The sequence below is a fragment of the Maricaulis maris genome (genome assembly GCF_003634045.1).
Lineage (GTDB): Bacteria > Pseudomonadota > Alphaproteobacteria > Caulobacterales > Maricaulaceae > Maricaulis > Maricaulis maris.
This window is the reverse complement of record NZ_RBIM01000001.1, coordinates 487,441-502,466: the sequence shown is the minus strand read 5'-3', so window position 1 is coordinate 502,466 and position 15,026 is coordinate 487,441. Positions and strand designations below refer to the sequence as shown.

The following is a 15,026-nucleotide window of genomic DNA, read 5'->3' as shown; positions in this document are numbered from 1 at the left end:
GGAATGACCCGGATGGAATTGGCAGTTGTTGATACAAATTCTCACTTGCATTCGCAGAAATCAAGCGGCAGAACACAGCTCATGCAAATCATTCGCAATCAGGACTTATCATGAAACGCGTATTTCTGGCCTCGACCGCCCTGTTCGCCCTCGCCGCTCCCGCCTTCGCCCAAGCCGACGAGGCCGAAACGGCCGAGGACGTGATCATCGTCGAGACCACCTACACCAAGCTGGACCGCTTCGTGTATCCGGGCGCGACCGCGACCGTTGATGCTGAAGCCCTCGACCTCAGCCGCCCCTCCGACCTTGATGACCTGTTGCGCCAGCTCCCCGGCGTCGACGTTTCCGGCGGCCCGCGCCGCACCGGCCAGACGGTGTCGCTACGCGGCCAGGGCCGCGAGAATACGACCCTGCTGCTCGACGGCGCCCGGCAGAATTTCGGGTCGGCCCATGATGGTGTCTTCTTTGTCGACCCGGCCATGCTGGTTGGCGTTGAAGCCGTGCGCGGGCCGGCATCGGCCCTGTTCGGCTCCGGCGCTTCCGGCGGGGTGATCGCCTTCCGCACTGCCAGCGCGCACGACCTGCTCGGCAATGGCGAGAACTGGGGCTATGGCCTCGGCGCCGGCTATCGCTCGGTGGACGAGGAAACCCGCAGCTCGGTCAGCCTTTACGGCCGCACCGGTGCCTTCGACGCCCTCGCCTCGATCTCCTCGCGCAGCTCCGGCGATATCGCGCTGGGTTCCGGCAATGACCTGCCCGCCGATGATGACAGCGTCTCCGGCCTGCTCAAATTTGGCGCCGACCTGGCCGACGGTATCCGGGCCGAGCTGAGCTGGCAGACCTTCGACGGCAGCGCCACCGAGCCGAACAATGCCCAGGGCGCGGCCGCGGTCGGTTCGCTCAACGCCCTGGTCAACAAGGACATCACGTCGGACGCGATCACGTTGAACGCCACCATCGCCCCGTCCACGATCAGCTGGCTCGATCTCGACGTCACCGTCTATCGCAACGAGACCGGCGTCGATGAGACCGAGACCGTGTCCGGCCGCGAGCTTCGTCGCGATCTGGAAACCTCCGGCATCCGCCTCGACCAGCGCTTTGACTTCACCCTCGGTGCCTATGATGCCGGCCTGACCGTGGGCGGTGAGTATTACGAAGACAGCCAGGACGGTTATGACAGCGCCGAGGCTGGCGGTGTGCGCGGCGGTGCGCCGGATGCCGACAGCCAGTTCACGGCCGGCTGGGTACAGCTCGAACTCGACGGGCCGGCGCCCTTCGGCCTGCCGGGCCGGGTCATCCTGCTGCCAGGTGTGCGCCAGGACTCGTTTGAAACCTCCACCCCAACCACCACGACGGTTTCCAGCGACGCCACGTCCAGCCGCTTTGCCGCCACCTATGCGCCGATCGACAGTTTCAATGTCTTCGTCAGCTGGGGTGAAGCCTTCCGCGCGCCGTCGATCAACGAGCTCTATCTCGACGGGACCCACTTCTCGCTGCCGCACATCATCCTCGGCCCGCCGACCTTCATCACCAACGAGTTCATTGCCAATCCGGACCTGCTGCCGGAAGAGACCGAAACGCTGGAAATCGGCTTGCGGGTGGATCTGTCGGACCGGATCAATGTCGACCGCCTCGACGTGAGCGCCTCCTGGTACCAGACCGATGCGGAAAACCTGATCGACCTCTTTGTCGATTTCGCTTTTGATCCGACCTGTTTCGCCCCGCCCTTCTTCGGTCCGTGCTCGGCCGGCACGACGCAGAGCCGCAATGTCGGCGCTGCGGAGCTGGAAGGTTATGAAATCCAGCTTGGCCTCGCCGAAGGCCCGTTCTCGCTGGACGCTTCACTCACGGGTATTGACGGCAAGGACGTCGCCACCGGCGATCCGCTCGGTTCGCTCGCGCCGACCCGGCTCTTCCTCGATGGCCGCTGGCGTTTCGAGGATACCCGCCTGACCCTGGGTGGCCGCATCGAGGCTGCCGGTGAGTATGACGAACCGCTGGCCGTCAGCGAACACCGGCCGGGCTATGTCGTCGCCGACGCCTATGCCCGTTGGCAACCGATCGCCGATAGCGGCTTGCGCATCAATGCCGGTGTCGAAAACCTGTTTGACCACGATTATGACCGCGTCTTCGCCGGCGTCAGCGAACCGGGCCGCTCGGTCCGTGTCGATGTGAGCTGGTCGCAGAACTTTTGATCGGCCCGTCTCCTTGTCATCCCTGATGGACGCCCGGCGAAAGCCGGGCGAACGTCAGGGACCTAGCTGGTCACCGGCACATAGGTCCCTGCCCTGCGTCCGGCCTTCGCCGGACATCCGGCAGGGATGACAATCCTGGCGGGGTATCCGCGCCCAAACAACAAAAAGCCCCGAACCAGCTGGTCCGGGGCCTTTTTGCGTCGTCACAGAATTCGCGTGGTCAGTGTGATGAGCGTCCGTGGCGAATCTGGGCGATTTCGTCGAGCTCGTCCTGTTCGGCGGCGCGGAGGGATTGTTCGATCCGGGCCAGACGGCGTTCTTCCAGCAGCTCGTATTTCTTGAGATCAGTGAAGGCTTCCGACAGCCGGTCGCGCAGGGCGTCGGCCTGGACATCGACCTCATCGAGCGAGGCGCGGATGTTCTCCTTCCGCTTGATCACCGCCTGGGCATAGGAGCCGTAGGCGACATAGCCCTCTTTCGACTGCGTCGCAGCCGCCTGCTCCTCCGGCACGGATGCCTCGAGCCGCTCGATCTGTCCGATCAGTGCCGCCCGGGAGCGATCCAGCTCGGCCATCTGCTTTTGCAGTTCTTCCACTTTGAACCGGGCCAGCCGGATCAAGGGTTCATGTGAGCGTGTCATTGTCGCACTCCTTCACCACCACCCAAAATCTCCGACAGCATCGCGAAGGTCGACGGAATATCCGCCGCCTCGTCTTTTGACTGTCCGAGAAACGCTTCCAGCGGATCGTTGAGCTCTATGGCCCGATCCACCGCCGGATTCGATCCCTGGGTGTAAGCACCCAAACGGATCAATTCTTCCATGTCGGCATAGGCCGACAAATGCTTGCGCGCTTCCGCGACCAGGGGTCGCTCGGCTGCGTCATAGACTTCAGGCGCGGTCCGGCTGACCGACTTGAGAACGTCGATGGCGGGGTAGCGCCCCCGTTCAGCAATGGCTCGGCTCATGACCACATGTCCATCCAGGATGCCTCGTACGGCATCGGCTATGGGTTCGTTATGGTCATCACCATCCACCAAAACAGTGAAAAGACCGGTAATGGAGCCTGCTTTTTTGCCGTCTTTACGTTCGGGACCGGGCCCGGCGCGCTCAAGTAGCCGTGGCAATTCAGCAAATACCGACGGCGTATAGCCGCGCGTGGTCGGCGGTTCACCGGCGGCAAGGCCGATTTCGCGCTGCGCGAGGGCAAAACGGGTGACACTGTCCATCAGGCACAGCACATCAAGGCCCTGATCGCGGAAATACTCCGCCGCGGTCAATGTCAGATGCGCCGCCTGACGGCGGGCCAGGGCCGGCGCGTCCGAGGTTTCGGTGATCACGACCGAGCGCTTGCGACCTTCCGGCCCGAGCACGTCATCCACGAATTCACGTGCTTCCCGGCCCCGTTCGCCAATCAGGCCGATGACAATCACATCAGCATCGCAGGCGCGCGCCAGCATCGACATCAACACCGACTTGCCGACCCCCGATCCGGCAAAAATACCGAGGCGCTGGCCACGACGCATGGGCACAAAGCTGTTGAGGACGCGCACGCCCATATCCATGCGGTCGCCCAGACGGGCGCGACCATGGGCGCTGGGCGGATTGCCCTTGAGCGGATAGGGCGTGCCGCCTTCGGTGAGCGGCGCACCGCTATCAAGCGGACGCCCGAACCCGTCGAGCACACGGCCCAGCCAGGACTGGCTCGGGCGAACACGGGCAGCTTCCGGCTGGAGCAGCGCGCGGGCGCCCGGCCGAATGCCCTCAAGCGGACCAAACGGCATCATCAACGCCGTTTCACCGCGAAAACCGACCACTTCACATTCAGCGATGCCATTACCGGTGTCGATCCGGGCATGGGCTCCGAGTGACAGGCCCGCCTTGGGCCCCTCCGCCTCGACAAGCAGCCCGTTGAGCGCGGTGACCCGTCCTTCCAGGATCCGGTCATCCAGTCGCCCGACGCGATCGATCAGGGTTTGCATCATACGGGTCAGCCCGCCTTCTCAAATGTGGCGCAAATGCCACTTCCCGGACAGTTTAAGGGCCGTCGGTTGCCTCGACGTAAACACCCGGCAGATTCTGCAGCCTTGGAAACGCGGTGATTCTGACCGAGGCCGGATTCCGATTCCAATGCTGAGTCCCGCAGTCGCAACAATTGCCTGTGGATAAGCCTGGTCGACCGGATCTTGGGAATCCTGAGCCGATTTGCCTGTCTGCACAGGTGAAAATCGCAACTCACTGGGAATACTTTATACCGTGCATATTTGATCAATCCGCACAATTTCACCGCGATGATGGCCCTGGTACCCCCGTTAACCCTTGAATGGTTAACGCGAAATCCGAATCAAGCTTTTCCGGGGAAATTTCGGAAATCTGCGATTCCAAAACTGGGTCAAGACGCAGTTAACTTTCGTTAAGGGTTTCCGCATAGCGTCCAAATAAGGTTAATCACCAGATGAGACCGGGCGCGCACTGATTCGCCCGGGTAGCAAAACCGGAGGCGAACCATATGCGGGTTCTTCTTATTGAGGACGATCGGGCAACGTCCCAGTCCATCGAATTGATGCTGAAATCCGAGGGTTTCAACATCTACACCACCGATCTCGGCGAAGAGGGCGTGGATCTGGGCAAGCTGTATGATTACGACATCATCCTGCTTGACCTGAACCTGCCGGACATGCCGGGCTTCGACGTCCTCAAGACGCTGCGCGTGGCCAAGGTCGACACCCCGATCCTGATCCTCACCGGCAATGCGGACATCGACAACAAGGTGCGCGGCCTGGGCTGTGGCGCCGACGACTATATGACCAAGCCCTTCCACAAGGACGAGATGGTCGCCCGCATCCATGCGATCGTGCGCCGCTCGAAGGGCCATTCCCAGTCCATCATCAAGACCGGCTCGATCGGCGTGAATCTCGACGCCAAGACGGTCGAGGTCGAAGGACAGCGCGTCCACCTGACGGGCAAGGAATACCAGATGCTCGAGCTGCTTTCCCTGCGCAAGGGAACGACGCTCACCAAGGAAATGTTCCTGAACCATCTTTATGGCGGCATGGACGAGCCGGAACTGAAGATCATCGACGTCTTCATCTGCAAGCTCCGCAAGAAGCTCGCAGCGGCCACCAATGGCGAACACTATATCGAGACGGTCTGGGGCCGCGGCTATGTGCTGCGCGACCCGGTCGAGGAGAAGGCGTCAGCCTGATCCACCGGTCTCAGCGTGATAAAAAGGCCCGGGCTGCCCGCCCGGGCCTTTTTCATGTCCGGTGTCCGGTATCAATCGCGCGACGGCTCGTCCGTCGTGTCATCGATTTCCTCGCCGGCTTCTTCGAACGTATCGCTGTCTTCACCGGTGACGTCCTCAATCGCGGCGTCGACCTCTTCGCCGGCATTTTCGGCATCACCGTCGGTGCAGCCGGCCAAGGCCAGGGCGGAGACCGTAAAGGCAAGCGGAATGTATTTGCGCAACATGGGATTTCCTTTCTGTGTGACTTCAGGAATTCTGGATTGTCTGCGTGTCAGATCCGCGGATTACGTCCGCGCAACAGACCTACCACAACCGAGAGCGCGAACAGAAAGAGAAACAGGACGAACACGATCTTCGCGATCGACGCGGCGCCCGCTGCGATACCGCCAAAACCCAGTACGGCGGCAATCACGGCAATAATGAAAAAGGCGAGAGCAAGATTTAACATGATCATCTCCTGGTTCGGCTATGTCCATGAAATGCCTGGAACGGGCTTTGGTTCCGTTCAGCCGCGAAGCTGAAGTATTGCCCGGCGACGCTCCGACAAATTGTCCTCCCCTGTTCAGGGGCCGGGCAGGCATTCGCCGATCCATGCGACACCATGACGCCGGCCCGGATGGTCAGGCGTCATGGTCAGCCACAGCCGCCCCCTGCATGGTTGACCACAGCGCCACAATGGCGGTGAGACCTGTCCATGATTTTGACCACGGTCGCGTTTTCGTGCGGTAGTGATCGGCAGCGGTCTCGACTACCGGCATTCGATCATCAGTTCACGGCTGACCATGGTCTGGAAGCTCAAGTCGCCATCCATTTCTGAGACATGCGTGTCCGTATCTCCAACGCGATCGATCACGATATAGCCCTGCGGGCACAAGCGGCTTGCCTCTTCATAACAGTCACTCCAGCGACCGCTCGAACAATCGATCGAGAAGCCCGGAAGGCCGTCCGGTGAGGTGAGCGGCTCGGATGTCGTGCAGCCGCTCACGAAGAGTCCGATCGTGAGAACGGCCAGCCAAATCCTGGTCGGGCGGATGATTGACTTGATGTGTGAGGTCATGCGGGGCTCCGGTTTTGATCGTAACCGGACCTTAGTCGCCCCAGGCGAAATGCGGCGTCCGAGCCAAACGGCACGGCCCTCGCTGGCAGCTCCGGCAGACCGCCCCGGATGGCTCGGACGTCATGACCGACCGACACCGCTACCAAGACGCATCAGCCGGGTCTGAGCAACGGGATCATCCCACTTGAATCCGGCTGGATGTCCAAACGGTGGCCGCCCCCCGGGCGTCAAGGCGCTCAAGCAAAACTGCGCCGTGCCCAAGGCCGCCGGTATTCCAATCCGTGTTCAAATCCAGTTTCGAGAAAAACAATGAAACATCTGATCCTGACAACGGCTCTGGTCGCCGCTTTCTCAGCAACTGCCCATGCGCAAGACTCGCGCTTCACCCTCTCCGAGGGCTACGCCTACCAACAATTTGACGAATTCAACGCCCACTCGCTCAATAGCCGGCTGGGCTACAACCTCACGGACTTCATCCGTGTCGAGGCCAATGCGGTGTCGGGTCTGAGCGGCTCCTCGGGGATTGATTGCCCGGTTGGCACAGATTGCTCGTCCATAGAGCCACGAGCCCGCTTCCGCTACGGATATGGCGTGTCAGTCGCCGGCGAGTATCCGGTATCCGAACACCTCTCCATGTTTGCCCGCATCGGCTATGACATCGCCAACTTCAAGGCCACCGCCGGGCCGTCCGGCGACGACTCCGGCTTGGCGTTCGGCGCCGGCGCCGATTTCTTCTTCAACGATGCCCATGGCGTCCGGCTGGAATACTCACGGACTGATTTTGACGATCGAGACGATGCGTCGAGCTGGGGTATTTCCTACGTGCGCCGCTTCTAGCAGGCAGGGTCTGTACGCCATCGCCTGCCCCCCTGTGGCGATCGGACGTCAGCCGGCGGCGGAGTTGCGGTGCCCACCGCAGCTTCGCCGCCATTCGGTTGGGGTCGTACCACTCACGCGTTTGAACGCGGCATTGAAAGTCGATTTGGTGTTGAACCCAACCGTGAGGGCGACCGACAGGACCGACTCCGAACTGTCGGGGTCGGCCAACATCTCCATCGCCGCCCGAACACGGGCCTGGGCGATAAAATCGTAGAACGTACTGCCGATCTCCTGTGTCAGTGTCTGGGACACGTAGGGCGCCTGAACACCGATACATTTCGACAGCTGGGTCAGTGACAGGTCACTGTTGCGATAGATCCCGTCGGCATGGACAGCCTGCCGGATCTTTGCGGCGATACGGTCCATGTCCCGCTGGGTCAGGCCGGATTTGGAATATTTCTGCTCCGCCTCTTGCCGACCTTCGGACGGGCCCGGACCCGCATCGGGATCGTCCCGGGCACTGCCCGGCGGCACAGGCGCGACGGGCGCCGGCGGCGGGGATTGTGGTCCGAAGATGACGCCCTGTCGCAGTCCAAGGATCGCCATCACATAAAAGCTCAGCAATTCCCAAACACTCAGCGCGATAAAGCCGGCCGACGCCTCCGACCAGTCGGTCCAGTCAGCCGCCATCGTCACCACCCACAGGAGCGAGATGTTGATCAGCGATACTTTCAGCCATCTCAGCCGCTTGCGGTCCAGATTGGAGAACTCGTCACGAATGCTGGCCGAGTTCCTGTTCAGAAGTGCATAGCCCTTGATGATGTAGATCAGGGTGATGACGAAGGTGACCAGCAAGACAACGGCCAGCATCAACACGATAAGAAAGTCTACCGGAGTGGCCGGGTCGACGTCCTGAGTGATGAAGCCGCCAAACGCGTCGGTTGGCACAAAAAGCAGTCCCGACGTGAACACCGCCCCAATAGCTGGCGCAATGAAGTGTTGTCGGTTGACCGGAGCCGAAAGCTCACCTTCACGGTTCACGACCTTGGTGATGTACAGGTAGAGAAGCGGCCCCAGAAACATCGGCGCGGCTATAAGCGGCACGGCGAGGCCGGGCGCCACGGTCAGGACGCCTGTCATGGACGTGATTTCGGCCAGGAATGTCAAACCGTAGAGACCGACGAAGACGCCCAGATAGAAGCGGGGCTCCGCCTTGCTGCGCGCATAGGCAATCAGCATCACGGCCACGAGCAGCGACTGCGAGAACCCGGCGGTTAGCAACGCCAATTTGAGTTGTTCCAATGGGTAATCCGACAAATTTGAAGCCCAATCCATCATGTCCACCTTCGGTTTCGGTACCAACAAGGTCAATCCTGGTTGCCGCCCCCTCCATTGCCTCGGTCATGAAGGCGAGGAGGCCCTGACTGGCAGGGCAGCTGGCCGCACCGGCAAGCCGAAACAGGGGAAAAGCGACGCCCCATACGCGATCGGTGCGACATGGACTATGACGACCGGCGACAGAGGCGACCGGCGCATCCCCGAGATTGGCCTTGAGATGGACAACGGATCCACCGCGGCCCGGCAGCGCGTTGCCCTGTCAATTGGCCGAGATGGCGGGGGGGGTGGCGCAGCCCGCCTCGGTGATCACCATCGCGACGACGGCAAGAGTGCTGGCTGTCATGATTCATCCCGTCGCTTGACTCGTGCGCCTGGCCATCGGCACGCTTGAAGATAACGGAAAGTCAGTTTTGCCCGGGCCGCTGACGACCGGCCCGCTCGGGCCGGTCCTTGAGGAAAGGCCGTCGGGGACGATCCGTCGCCCCAAACAAAAGAAAACCCCGCAGTCGCCACTGCGGGGTTTCTCAATTCGCGTCCTGACCGGACAGGATCAGGCCGCAGCTGATTTGGCGACAGCCTGGCGGCCATAGAGGCCACGACGCCCCTCGACCGGCGAGAAATCGCTGGAAAGACCGACCACGGTTTCGGCGGCGCCCATGATCAGATAGCCGTCCTGGGCCGTCTGCGTCGCGATACGCGCCAGCACCTTCTTCTTGGTGTCGGCATCAAAATAGATCAGCACATTGCGGCACAGGACCAGATCAAACGTGCCCATCGCCGAGAAGTTTTCCAGCAGGTTCTGCTTCTGGAAGGTCACCATCGAGCGAATGTTTGGCTTGACGCGCCACTGTTCGCCCTGCTGTTCGAAATGCTGCACCAGGCGTTGCACGGCGAGGCCGCGCTGGACCTCGAACTGGGAATAGATGCCGGCCTTGGCCTTCTCCAGCACACGCGGCGCCATGTCGGTGGCAATGATCTCGACACGCAGATTGCCAAGACGCGCGCGCTCTTCCTCAAGCAGCATGGCCAGCGAATAGGGTTCCTGGCCTGACGAACAGGCGGCACACCAGATCCGGATCGATCCATTATTGCCGCGGGCTCGGGCCAGGACCGGCAGCACGTCCTGCTTGAACAGGTCAAACGGCGTGTTGTCGCGGAAGAAAAAGGTCTCGTGCGTCGCCAGGGCCTCGGTGATCGCCCACAGGAGGCGACCGCCGGCATCGCGCCGGGCTGCCGTGATCAGGGCTTCGATCGAGGGATAGCCCTCGGCCCGCGCCAGCGGCGCCAGGCGGCTTTCCAGCAGGTAACCCTTGTCAGCGGACAGAACCAGGCCGGAGCGCTTGAACGCCTCTGCGGCAACGAAAAGGATGTCGTCGTGTTTTATCATTTTACAGCCCACCTTTCGCGCGCCGGACAATGCCCGGGCCCATGTCCGCGAGGGACAGAATTTCATCAGCCAGACCCGCCTCGGCAACGGCTCCCGGCATTCCCCAGACGACACTCGTCGCCTCATCCTGGGCCAGGATCGTGCCGCCGGCATTGCGCAGCATGCGCGCGCCTTCGCGGCCGTCATGGCCCATGCCCGTCAGCACGATCCCCAGCGCCGCGCCGCGGGTAACCTCGGCGACGGACTGGAACAGGGGATCAACCGCCGGACGGCAGAAATTGATCGGCGGTGTCTGGTCGAGCACCGCATAGTAACCGGCCGCGTCCTTGCGGATGGTCATGTGGAAATCACCCGGCGCGATATAGACGCAGCCCGGCTTCAGGCGCTCATTGTCTTCCGCTTCCTTGCACACCAGCTTGCCGGCCTTGGTCAGATGTTCGGCGAGGATCTTGGTGAACAGGGCCGGCATGTGCTGGGCGATCACGATTGGCGATCGCACATCGGCCGGAAAGGCACCGATCACATCACGCAGGGCCTGCGGACCACCGGTCGAGGACCCGATTGCAATGATTTCCGGACGCCCGGTATGGCGCGGCGTTCCACCGCGATTCATCGGCGGCTGGGCCACCGGTGCATGCATTTTTTTGGCCGGGGCGGCGGCGGACGGCGGCGCGGTCGTTGTGCGCGCTGTCGGCGTTGCCGGTGCCGGCGGTGTCGTTGACGGCAGGACATCGCGCTGGGTCGGCACTGGCGGAATTGGCCGCGGTGCCAGCGCTTTCAGCTTGGAGAGCAGGTCGCGGCGGAATTCCTCGGCGCCCGCCAAGCGGCCGGCCTGAGGCTTGGACGCATAATCGGCAGCGCCCATCGACAGGGCCCGGATCGTCACTTCACCGCCGCGGCGGGTCAATGTCGACGCCATCACAACCCTGCAGCCCGGCACAGCCTTCAGCAGCAATGGCAAGGCAGCGAGCCCGTCCATTTTCGGCATTTCAACATCGAGAACGATGAGGTCGGGCTTGAGTTCGGTCGCCTTGCGAAGACCCTGCTCACCGTCGACGGCAGAGCCGACGAGTGTGAGATCCGGGTCCTCTTCGACCCAACGGGTCATGAGACCGCGGGCAACAGCCGAGTCGTCGACAACGAGGACCCTGGCAATGGAATGGGCGGGAGACGCCTTGGGGGCGAGTTCCGTCATTGGAAACTCCCTCAGGACGCGCGCAGCAAACCCGTCTGCTGGAACTTGGACTCGATGATGTCGCCGTCGAAAGGCTTCATGACATACTCGTCAGCGCCGGCCCGCAGAGCTTCGGTGATGTGCGCCATGTCGTTCTCGGTCGTGCAGAAAACCACGATCGGACGATCACCGGTTTCTTCGCGGCGCAAGGCTTTGACGAAGTCGAGTCCATTCATGACCGGCATGTTCCAGTCCAGCAGGATCGCATCCGGCATCTGCTTGCGACAGGCTTCCAGGGCTTCAGCCCCGTCACCCGCCTCATGGCATTCAAAATCAAGCTCTTCGAGAATTTTGCGTGCGACTTTCCGGATCACCCGGGAGTCGTCAACGACCAAACATGTTTTCATCCCAACACCCTCCGCTAAGCTGCCTCTGCCTTGGCACCGGCCGATCCGATTACGGCCGAGACATCGAGTACAGCGAGCAATTCTTTTTCCAGCCTGTGCACACCCTTGACCATGGACCGCCAGGTCGGGTCGACATGGGCCGGCACCGGCTCCAGCTCCGCCCTCGGACGACGAAGCACTTCACCGACACTGTCCACGATAAGTCCAAAAATTTCGCTACCACGCTCAACACCCAATGCCATTCCGGCATCATTGGCGTCGCGCGGCGGCAGACCGAGGCGGCGGCGGGCGTCGATCGCGGTCACGATCCGGCCGCGCAGGTTGAGCAGGCCGGCCACTTCGCTCGGGGCGAGCGGCACGGACGTCACCGATTGCGGGGCGAACACTTCGCGGATCGCATCGACCGGAGCCCCGAAGAGCTGGTCACCGATACGGACCGAGACATATTCATTCATCGACTCGGCGCTGAGTTCAGCGTTGTCACCGTGATGCGTGGTCATGCCACCTTCTCCTCTTGAGACACCGAGTCGAGGGCGGCGATCAGGGCGCCACGATCCGATCTCGGCAGCACAGCCGTCAGGCCCTCAGCCTGGGTGTCTTCCGGCCAATCGGTGACGGCCAGCGTCGGCAGGTTCGGCCACAGGCCCTCCTGGCGAATGCGCGAGAGCGCGCTGGGATCACCCACCATGGCATCAAATTTCTCGCCCGCCTCGGCAATGGCGTGCACCTCATGCATGCCGCCCGTGGGCGTGACGTCATAACCGGCAGCGGCCAGCAGCGGTGCGATCATGCGGCGCGCGAAGGCGTCGGCATCGACCAGCAGGATACGGCGGCGGCGATTGCTCGAACGACGCTGGATGTTTCCAGCGCGCGACTGGTCGAGATACCAGGCAATGTCGACGACATCGGTCGCCTTGCCCTTGATGATCGCGGATCCGATAACGCCCGGCTTGTCGGACGACATCTGCAGATCAACGCGTTCCTCGACGACATCGACAATCTCGTCAACCGCGAGACCGATCGAGGTGTGGTTCTCGGCAAAGACGAGCACCGGCTGACGCTGGCCCTCGACGGTGCGGATTTCCGACCCGATCGGCACGATCGGCATCAGGCGGCCGCGATACTGGACCACGAGGCGACCATTGGTGCTCTCGATCGCCTGCGGCTCGAACTCTTCCAGACGCGTGACCAGGGCCAGCGGCACGGCTTTCGGCTCGGAACCACCGGCGCGGACCAGGAGAAGTCGCTGGGTATTGGCCATTTCCGCCGCCTTCGAAGCACCCGCATCGATCGTCGCCTCATCATCCATGGCGGTGACGATTTCACCGGCCAAGCCGTTCGGGTCGAGGATCATGATGACCGAACCGTCGCCGAGAATGGTGGCGCCGGAATAAGCGTGGACGCCGCGCAGCGAGTCCGACAGCGGCTTGACGACGATTTCCTCGGTATCAAGGACATTGTCGACGACGAGGCCGACATTGCGACCACCGGCGTCAAGGACGACCACAAAGCCGGTTTCGTCAGACGCGCCGTTATAGGCTTCGCCGACACCGAGCACATCGTGCAGGTCGACCAATGGCATGAGCCGGTCACGCAACCGCATGACGCGGGCACCGTTGAGGTTTTCAACCGTGTGATCCGACCCGGCACCGACCCGCACCAGCTCGCGCACGGCGAGCTGCGGGATGGCGAAGCGCTGCTCGTCACATCCGATGATGAGCGCTGACACGATGGCCAGGGTGAGCGGGATCTTGATCGAGAAATTCGATCCCTTGCCGGCCGTCGAGGTGACATCAATGACACCGCCGATTTGTTCAATATTGGTGCGCACCACGTCCATGCCGACGCCGCGGCCGGACAGGTTGGTGACCTTTTCCGCGGTTGAGAAACCCGGCGCGAAAATGAAGCGGTGGATCTGCTGATCCGTCATCCGCTCCAGCTCTTCATGCGTGGTCAGGCCCTTCTCCAGGGCCTTCTCGCCGATACGCTTGGTGTTGAGGCCCATGCCATCATCAGAGATCGCGATGATGATATGGCCGCCCTCATGATAGGCGGAAAGCTTGATCGTGCCCTTTTCGGACTTGCCCGCCTTGACGCGATCGGCCGGCATTTCCAGGCCATGGTCTGCCGAGTTGCGGACCATGTGGGTCAGCGGGTCCTTGATCAGTTCGAGGACCTGGCGATCGAGCTCGGTATCATTGCCGTCCATCACCAGTTCGATCTTCTTGCCGAGATCGGTGGAGACGTCGCGGATGATACGCGGCAGCTTGCGCCAGGCATCACCGATCGGCTGCATGCGGGTCTTCATGACGCCGTCCTGCAGCTCGCCGGTCACGGCAGACAGGCGCTGCAGCGGACCTTTGAGGTCATCATCTTCAAGGCCGCGCACGGTCTGCATCAGCTGGTTCCGGGTCAGGACGAGTTCCGACACCGTGGTCATCAGCGCTTCCAGCACATCGACGCCGACGCGGACGGTCGCCATGACCTTCACACCGCCCTCGCCCATGACATGTTCATCGCTGCCCTTGAGTTCGGCCATCGCCGTCTGCAGGGCCTCTTCGCGGCTCATATCCTTGGAGATCAGTTCGGCCGTCGGCGCGACGCTGACTTCTGGCTCGGCGCTGGCAAAAGCGGCTTCAAGCTCGGCGGCAGAGACTTCGCCCGGACGCAGTTCACGGCCCAGATCGGGATCAAAATCGCCAACACCGAGATGCTCGACCGGTGCGGCCTCAACGGGTGCGGCCTCGGCAGGTGCGGCCTCAGCCGTCGGGACGGCGGGCACATCGACTTCCGGGGCGGCACTGTTGAAAGCGGCTTCCAGGTCGGCGAGCGAGACTTCGCCGGGGCGCAGTTCGCGGCCCAGATCGGCGTCCCAGTTTTCAGGCTCTTGCTGGACTTCCTCCGCAGCCTGTTCCGGCAGACGGCCCATGGCGGCGTCTTCCAGGCGTCCGATCAGCTCGGCATCGTCGCCGGCCGGCTCGACACCGCTGTTTTCGAGGGATTCAAGCACGACCTTGATCTGGTCGATCGCCTGCAGGACCAGCGTCACCATTGGCGGGCTGACACTCAGCTCGCCGTCACGGAACTTGCCCAGCAGGGTTTCGCCGGCATGCGCCACGGCTTCAAGTCGCGGCAATCCAAGGAAACCGCAAGTTCCCTTGATGGTGTGCAGCAGGCGGAAAATATTATCGAGGATCGCCCGGTCTTCCGGGTTGTTCTCGAAGCGCACCAGTTCAGAATCGATGACGTCCAGGCTTTCGCCCGTTTCGGTCAAGAATTCACTGATGAGATCATCCATGGCAGGCCCCGTACGGTTCTGATTCCACAGCAACCTGACAGGGCTTGGTTAACGGACTATTGGCCGGGACGTCTGCGAGACAGCCAAATCGCTCATAGGATATGAG

Annotated in this window: 14 protein-coding genes; 3 read left to right on the top strand and 11 right to left on the bottom strand. The window is 62.2% G+C overall.

Annotated features, from left to right (window positions below):
• Positions 1 to 110 precede the first annotated feature (110 nt).
• Positions 111 to 2,195: a TonB-dependent receptor, heme/hemoglobin family gene (locus C7435_RS02425; protein WP_121209881.1), complete on the top strand. Its 2,085-nt coding sequence runs from the start codon at positions 111 to 113 to the stop codon at positions 2,193 to 2,195.
• A 220-nt stretch (positions 2,196 to 2,415) separates the two neighbouring features.
• On the opposite strand, the gene C7435_RS02420 is transcribed toward C7435_RS02425, so the two are convergent.
• On the bottom strand, positions 2,416 to 2,835 hold the full coding sequence (locus tag C7435_RS02420) for a flagellar FliJ family protein (protein WP_121209880.1): 420 nt from the start codon (positions 2,833 to 2,835) through the stop codon (positions 2,416 to 2,418).
• On the bottom strand, positions 2,832 to 4,175 hold the full coding sequence (fliI, locus tag C7435_RS02415; protein ID WP_075188986.1) for a flagellar protein export ATPase FliI: 1,344 nt from the start codon (positions 4,173 to 4,175) through the stop codon (positions 2,832 to 2,834). Before fliI ends, C7435_RS02420 begins: the two co-directional genes overlap by 4 nt.
• A 527-nt stretch (positions 4,176 to 4,702) precedes the next feature.
• Between fliI and ctrA the strand changes: the two genes are divergently transcribed.
• Complete coding sequence (gene ctrA / locus C7435_RS02410) at positions 4,703 to 5,398, top strand: response regulator transcription factor CtrA (RefSeq protein ID WP_075188927.1); 696 nt, start codon at positions 4,703 to 4,705, stop codon at positions 5,396 to 5,398.
• A 71-nt stretch (positions 5,399 to 5,469) separates the two neighbouring features.
• Here the strand turns inward: ctrA and C7435_RS02405 are convergent, their stop codons facing one another.
• The 3 genes from C7435_RS02405 to C7435_RS02395 all read right to left on the bottom strand — a co-directional run bounded on the left by C7435_RS02405 (position 5,470) and on the right by C7435_RS02395 (position 6,497).
• Positions 5,470 to 5,664: a hypothetical protein gene (locus C7435_RS02405; protein WP_121209879.1), complete on the bottom strand. Its 195-nt coding sequence runs from the start codon at positions 5,662 to 5,664 to the stop codon at positions 5,470 to 5,472.
• A gap of 47 nt (positions 5,665 to 5,711) precedes the next feature.
• Entirely contained in the window at positions 5,712 to 5,888 is a 177-nt protein-coding gene (locus C7435_RS02400) for a DUF1328 family protein (RefSeq protein ID WP_075188984.1), read from the bottom strand.
• Positions 5,889 to 6,188: 300 nt separating this feature from the next.
• The gene (locus C7435_RS02395; protein WP_121209878.1) at positions 6,189 to 6,497 is read right to left on the bottom strand and encodes a hypothetical protein; all 309 of its coding nucleotides are present in this window, start codon (positions 6,495 to 6,497) and stop codon (positions 6,189 to 6,191) included.
• A 309-nt stretch (positions 6,498 to 6,806) separates the two neighbouring features.
• On the opposite strand from C7435_RS02395, the gene C7435_RS02390 reads away from it, so the two are divergent.
• Positions 6,807 to 7,334 (top strand): porin family protein, encoded by a 528-nt coding sequence (locus C7435_RS02390; RefSeq protein ID WP_170150317.1) that lies wholly within the window; start codon positions 6,807 to 6,809, stop codon positions 7,332 to 7,334.
• 48 nt (positions 7,335 to 7,382) lie between these two features.
• Here C7435_RS02390 and C7435_RS02385 read toward each other — a convergent pair whose 3' ends face one another.
• The 6 genes from C7435_RS02385 to C7435_RS02360 form a co-directional block, all read right to left on the bottom strand.
• Positions 7,383 to 8,678 (bottom strand): helix-turn-helix domain-containing protein, encoded by a 1,296-nt coding sequence (locus C7435_RS02385; RefSeq protein WP_233350659.1) that lies wholly within the window; start codon positions 8,676 to 8,678, stop codon positions 7,383 to 7,385.
• Positions 8,679 to 9,204: 526 nt separating this feature from the next.
• A complete protein-coding gene (locus C7435_RS02380) occupies positions 9,205 to 10,041 on the bottom strand; it encodes a CheR family methyltransferase (protein WP_075188921.1) in 837 nt (278 codons plus the stop codon).
• Between the two features lies 1 nt (position 10,042).
• On the bottom strand, positions 10,043 to 11,236 hold the full coding sequence (locus C7435_RS02375) for a protein-glutamate methylesterase/protein-glutamine glutaminase (protein WP_121209875.1): 1,194 nt from the start codon (positions 11,234 to 11,236) through the stop codon (positions 10,043 to 10,045).
• A gap of 11 nt (positions 11,237 to 11,247) precedes the next feature.
• Positions 11,248 to 11,622, bottom strand: a complete 375-nt coding sequence (locus tag C7435_RS02370) for a response regulator (RefSeq protein ID WP_075188919.1) — start codon at positions 11,620 to 11,622, stop codon at positions 11,248 to 11,250.
• Between the two features lie 14 nt (positions 11,623 to 11,636).
• Complete coding sequence (locus C7435_RS02365; protein ID WP_075188918.1) at positions 11,637 to 12,122, bottom strand: chemotaxis protein CheW; 486 nt, start codon at positions 12,120 to 12,122, stop codon at positions 11,637 to 11,639.
• Positions 12,119 to 14,920, bottom strand: coding sequence for a hybrid sensor histidine kinase/response regulator (locus C7435_RS02360; RefSeq protein ID WP_121209874.1), 2,802 nt, complete (start codon positions 14,918 to 14,920; stop codon positions 12,119 to 12,121). The genes C7435_RS02365 and C7435_RS02360 overlap by 4 nt, the downstream gene beginning before the upstream one ends.
• Between the last annotated feature and the right edge of the window lie 106 nt (positions 14,921 to 15,026).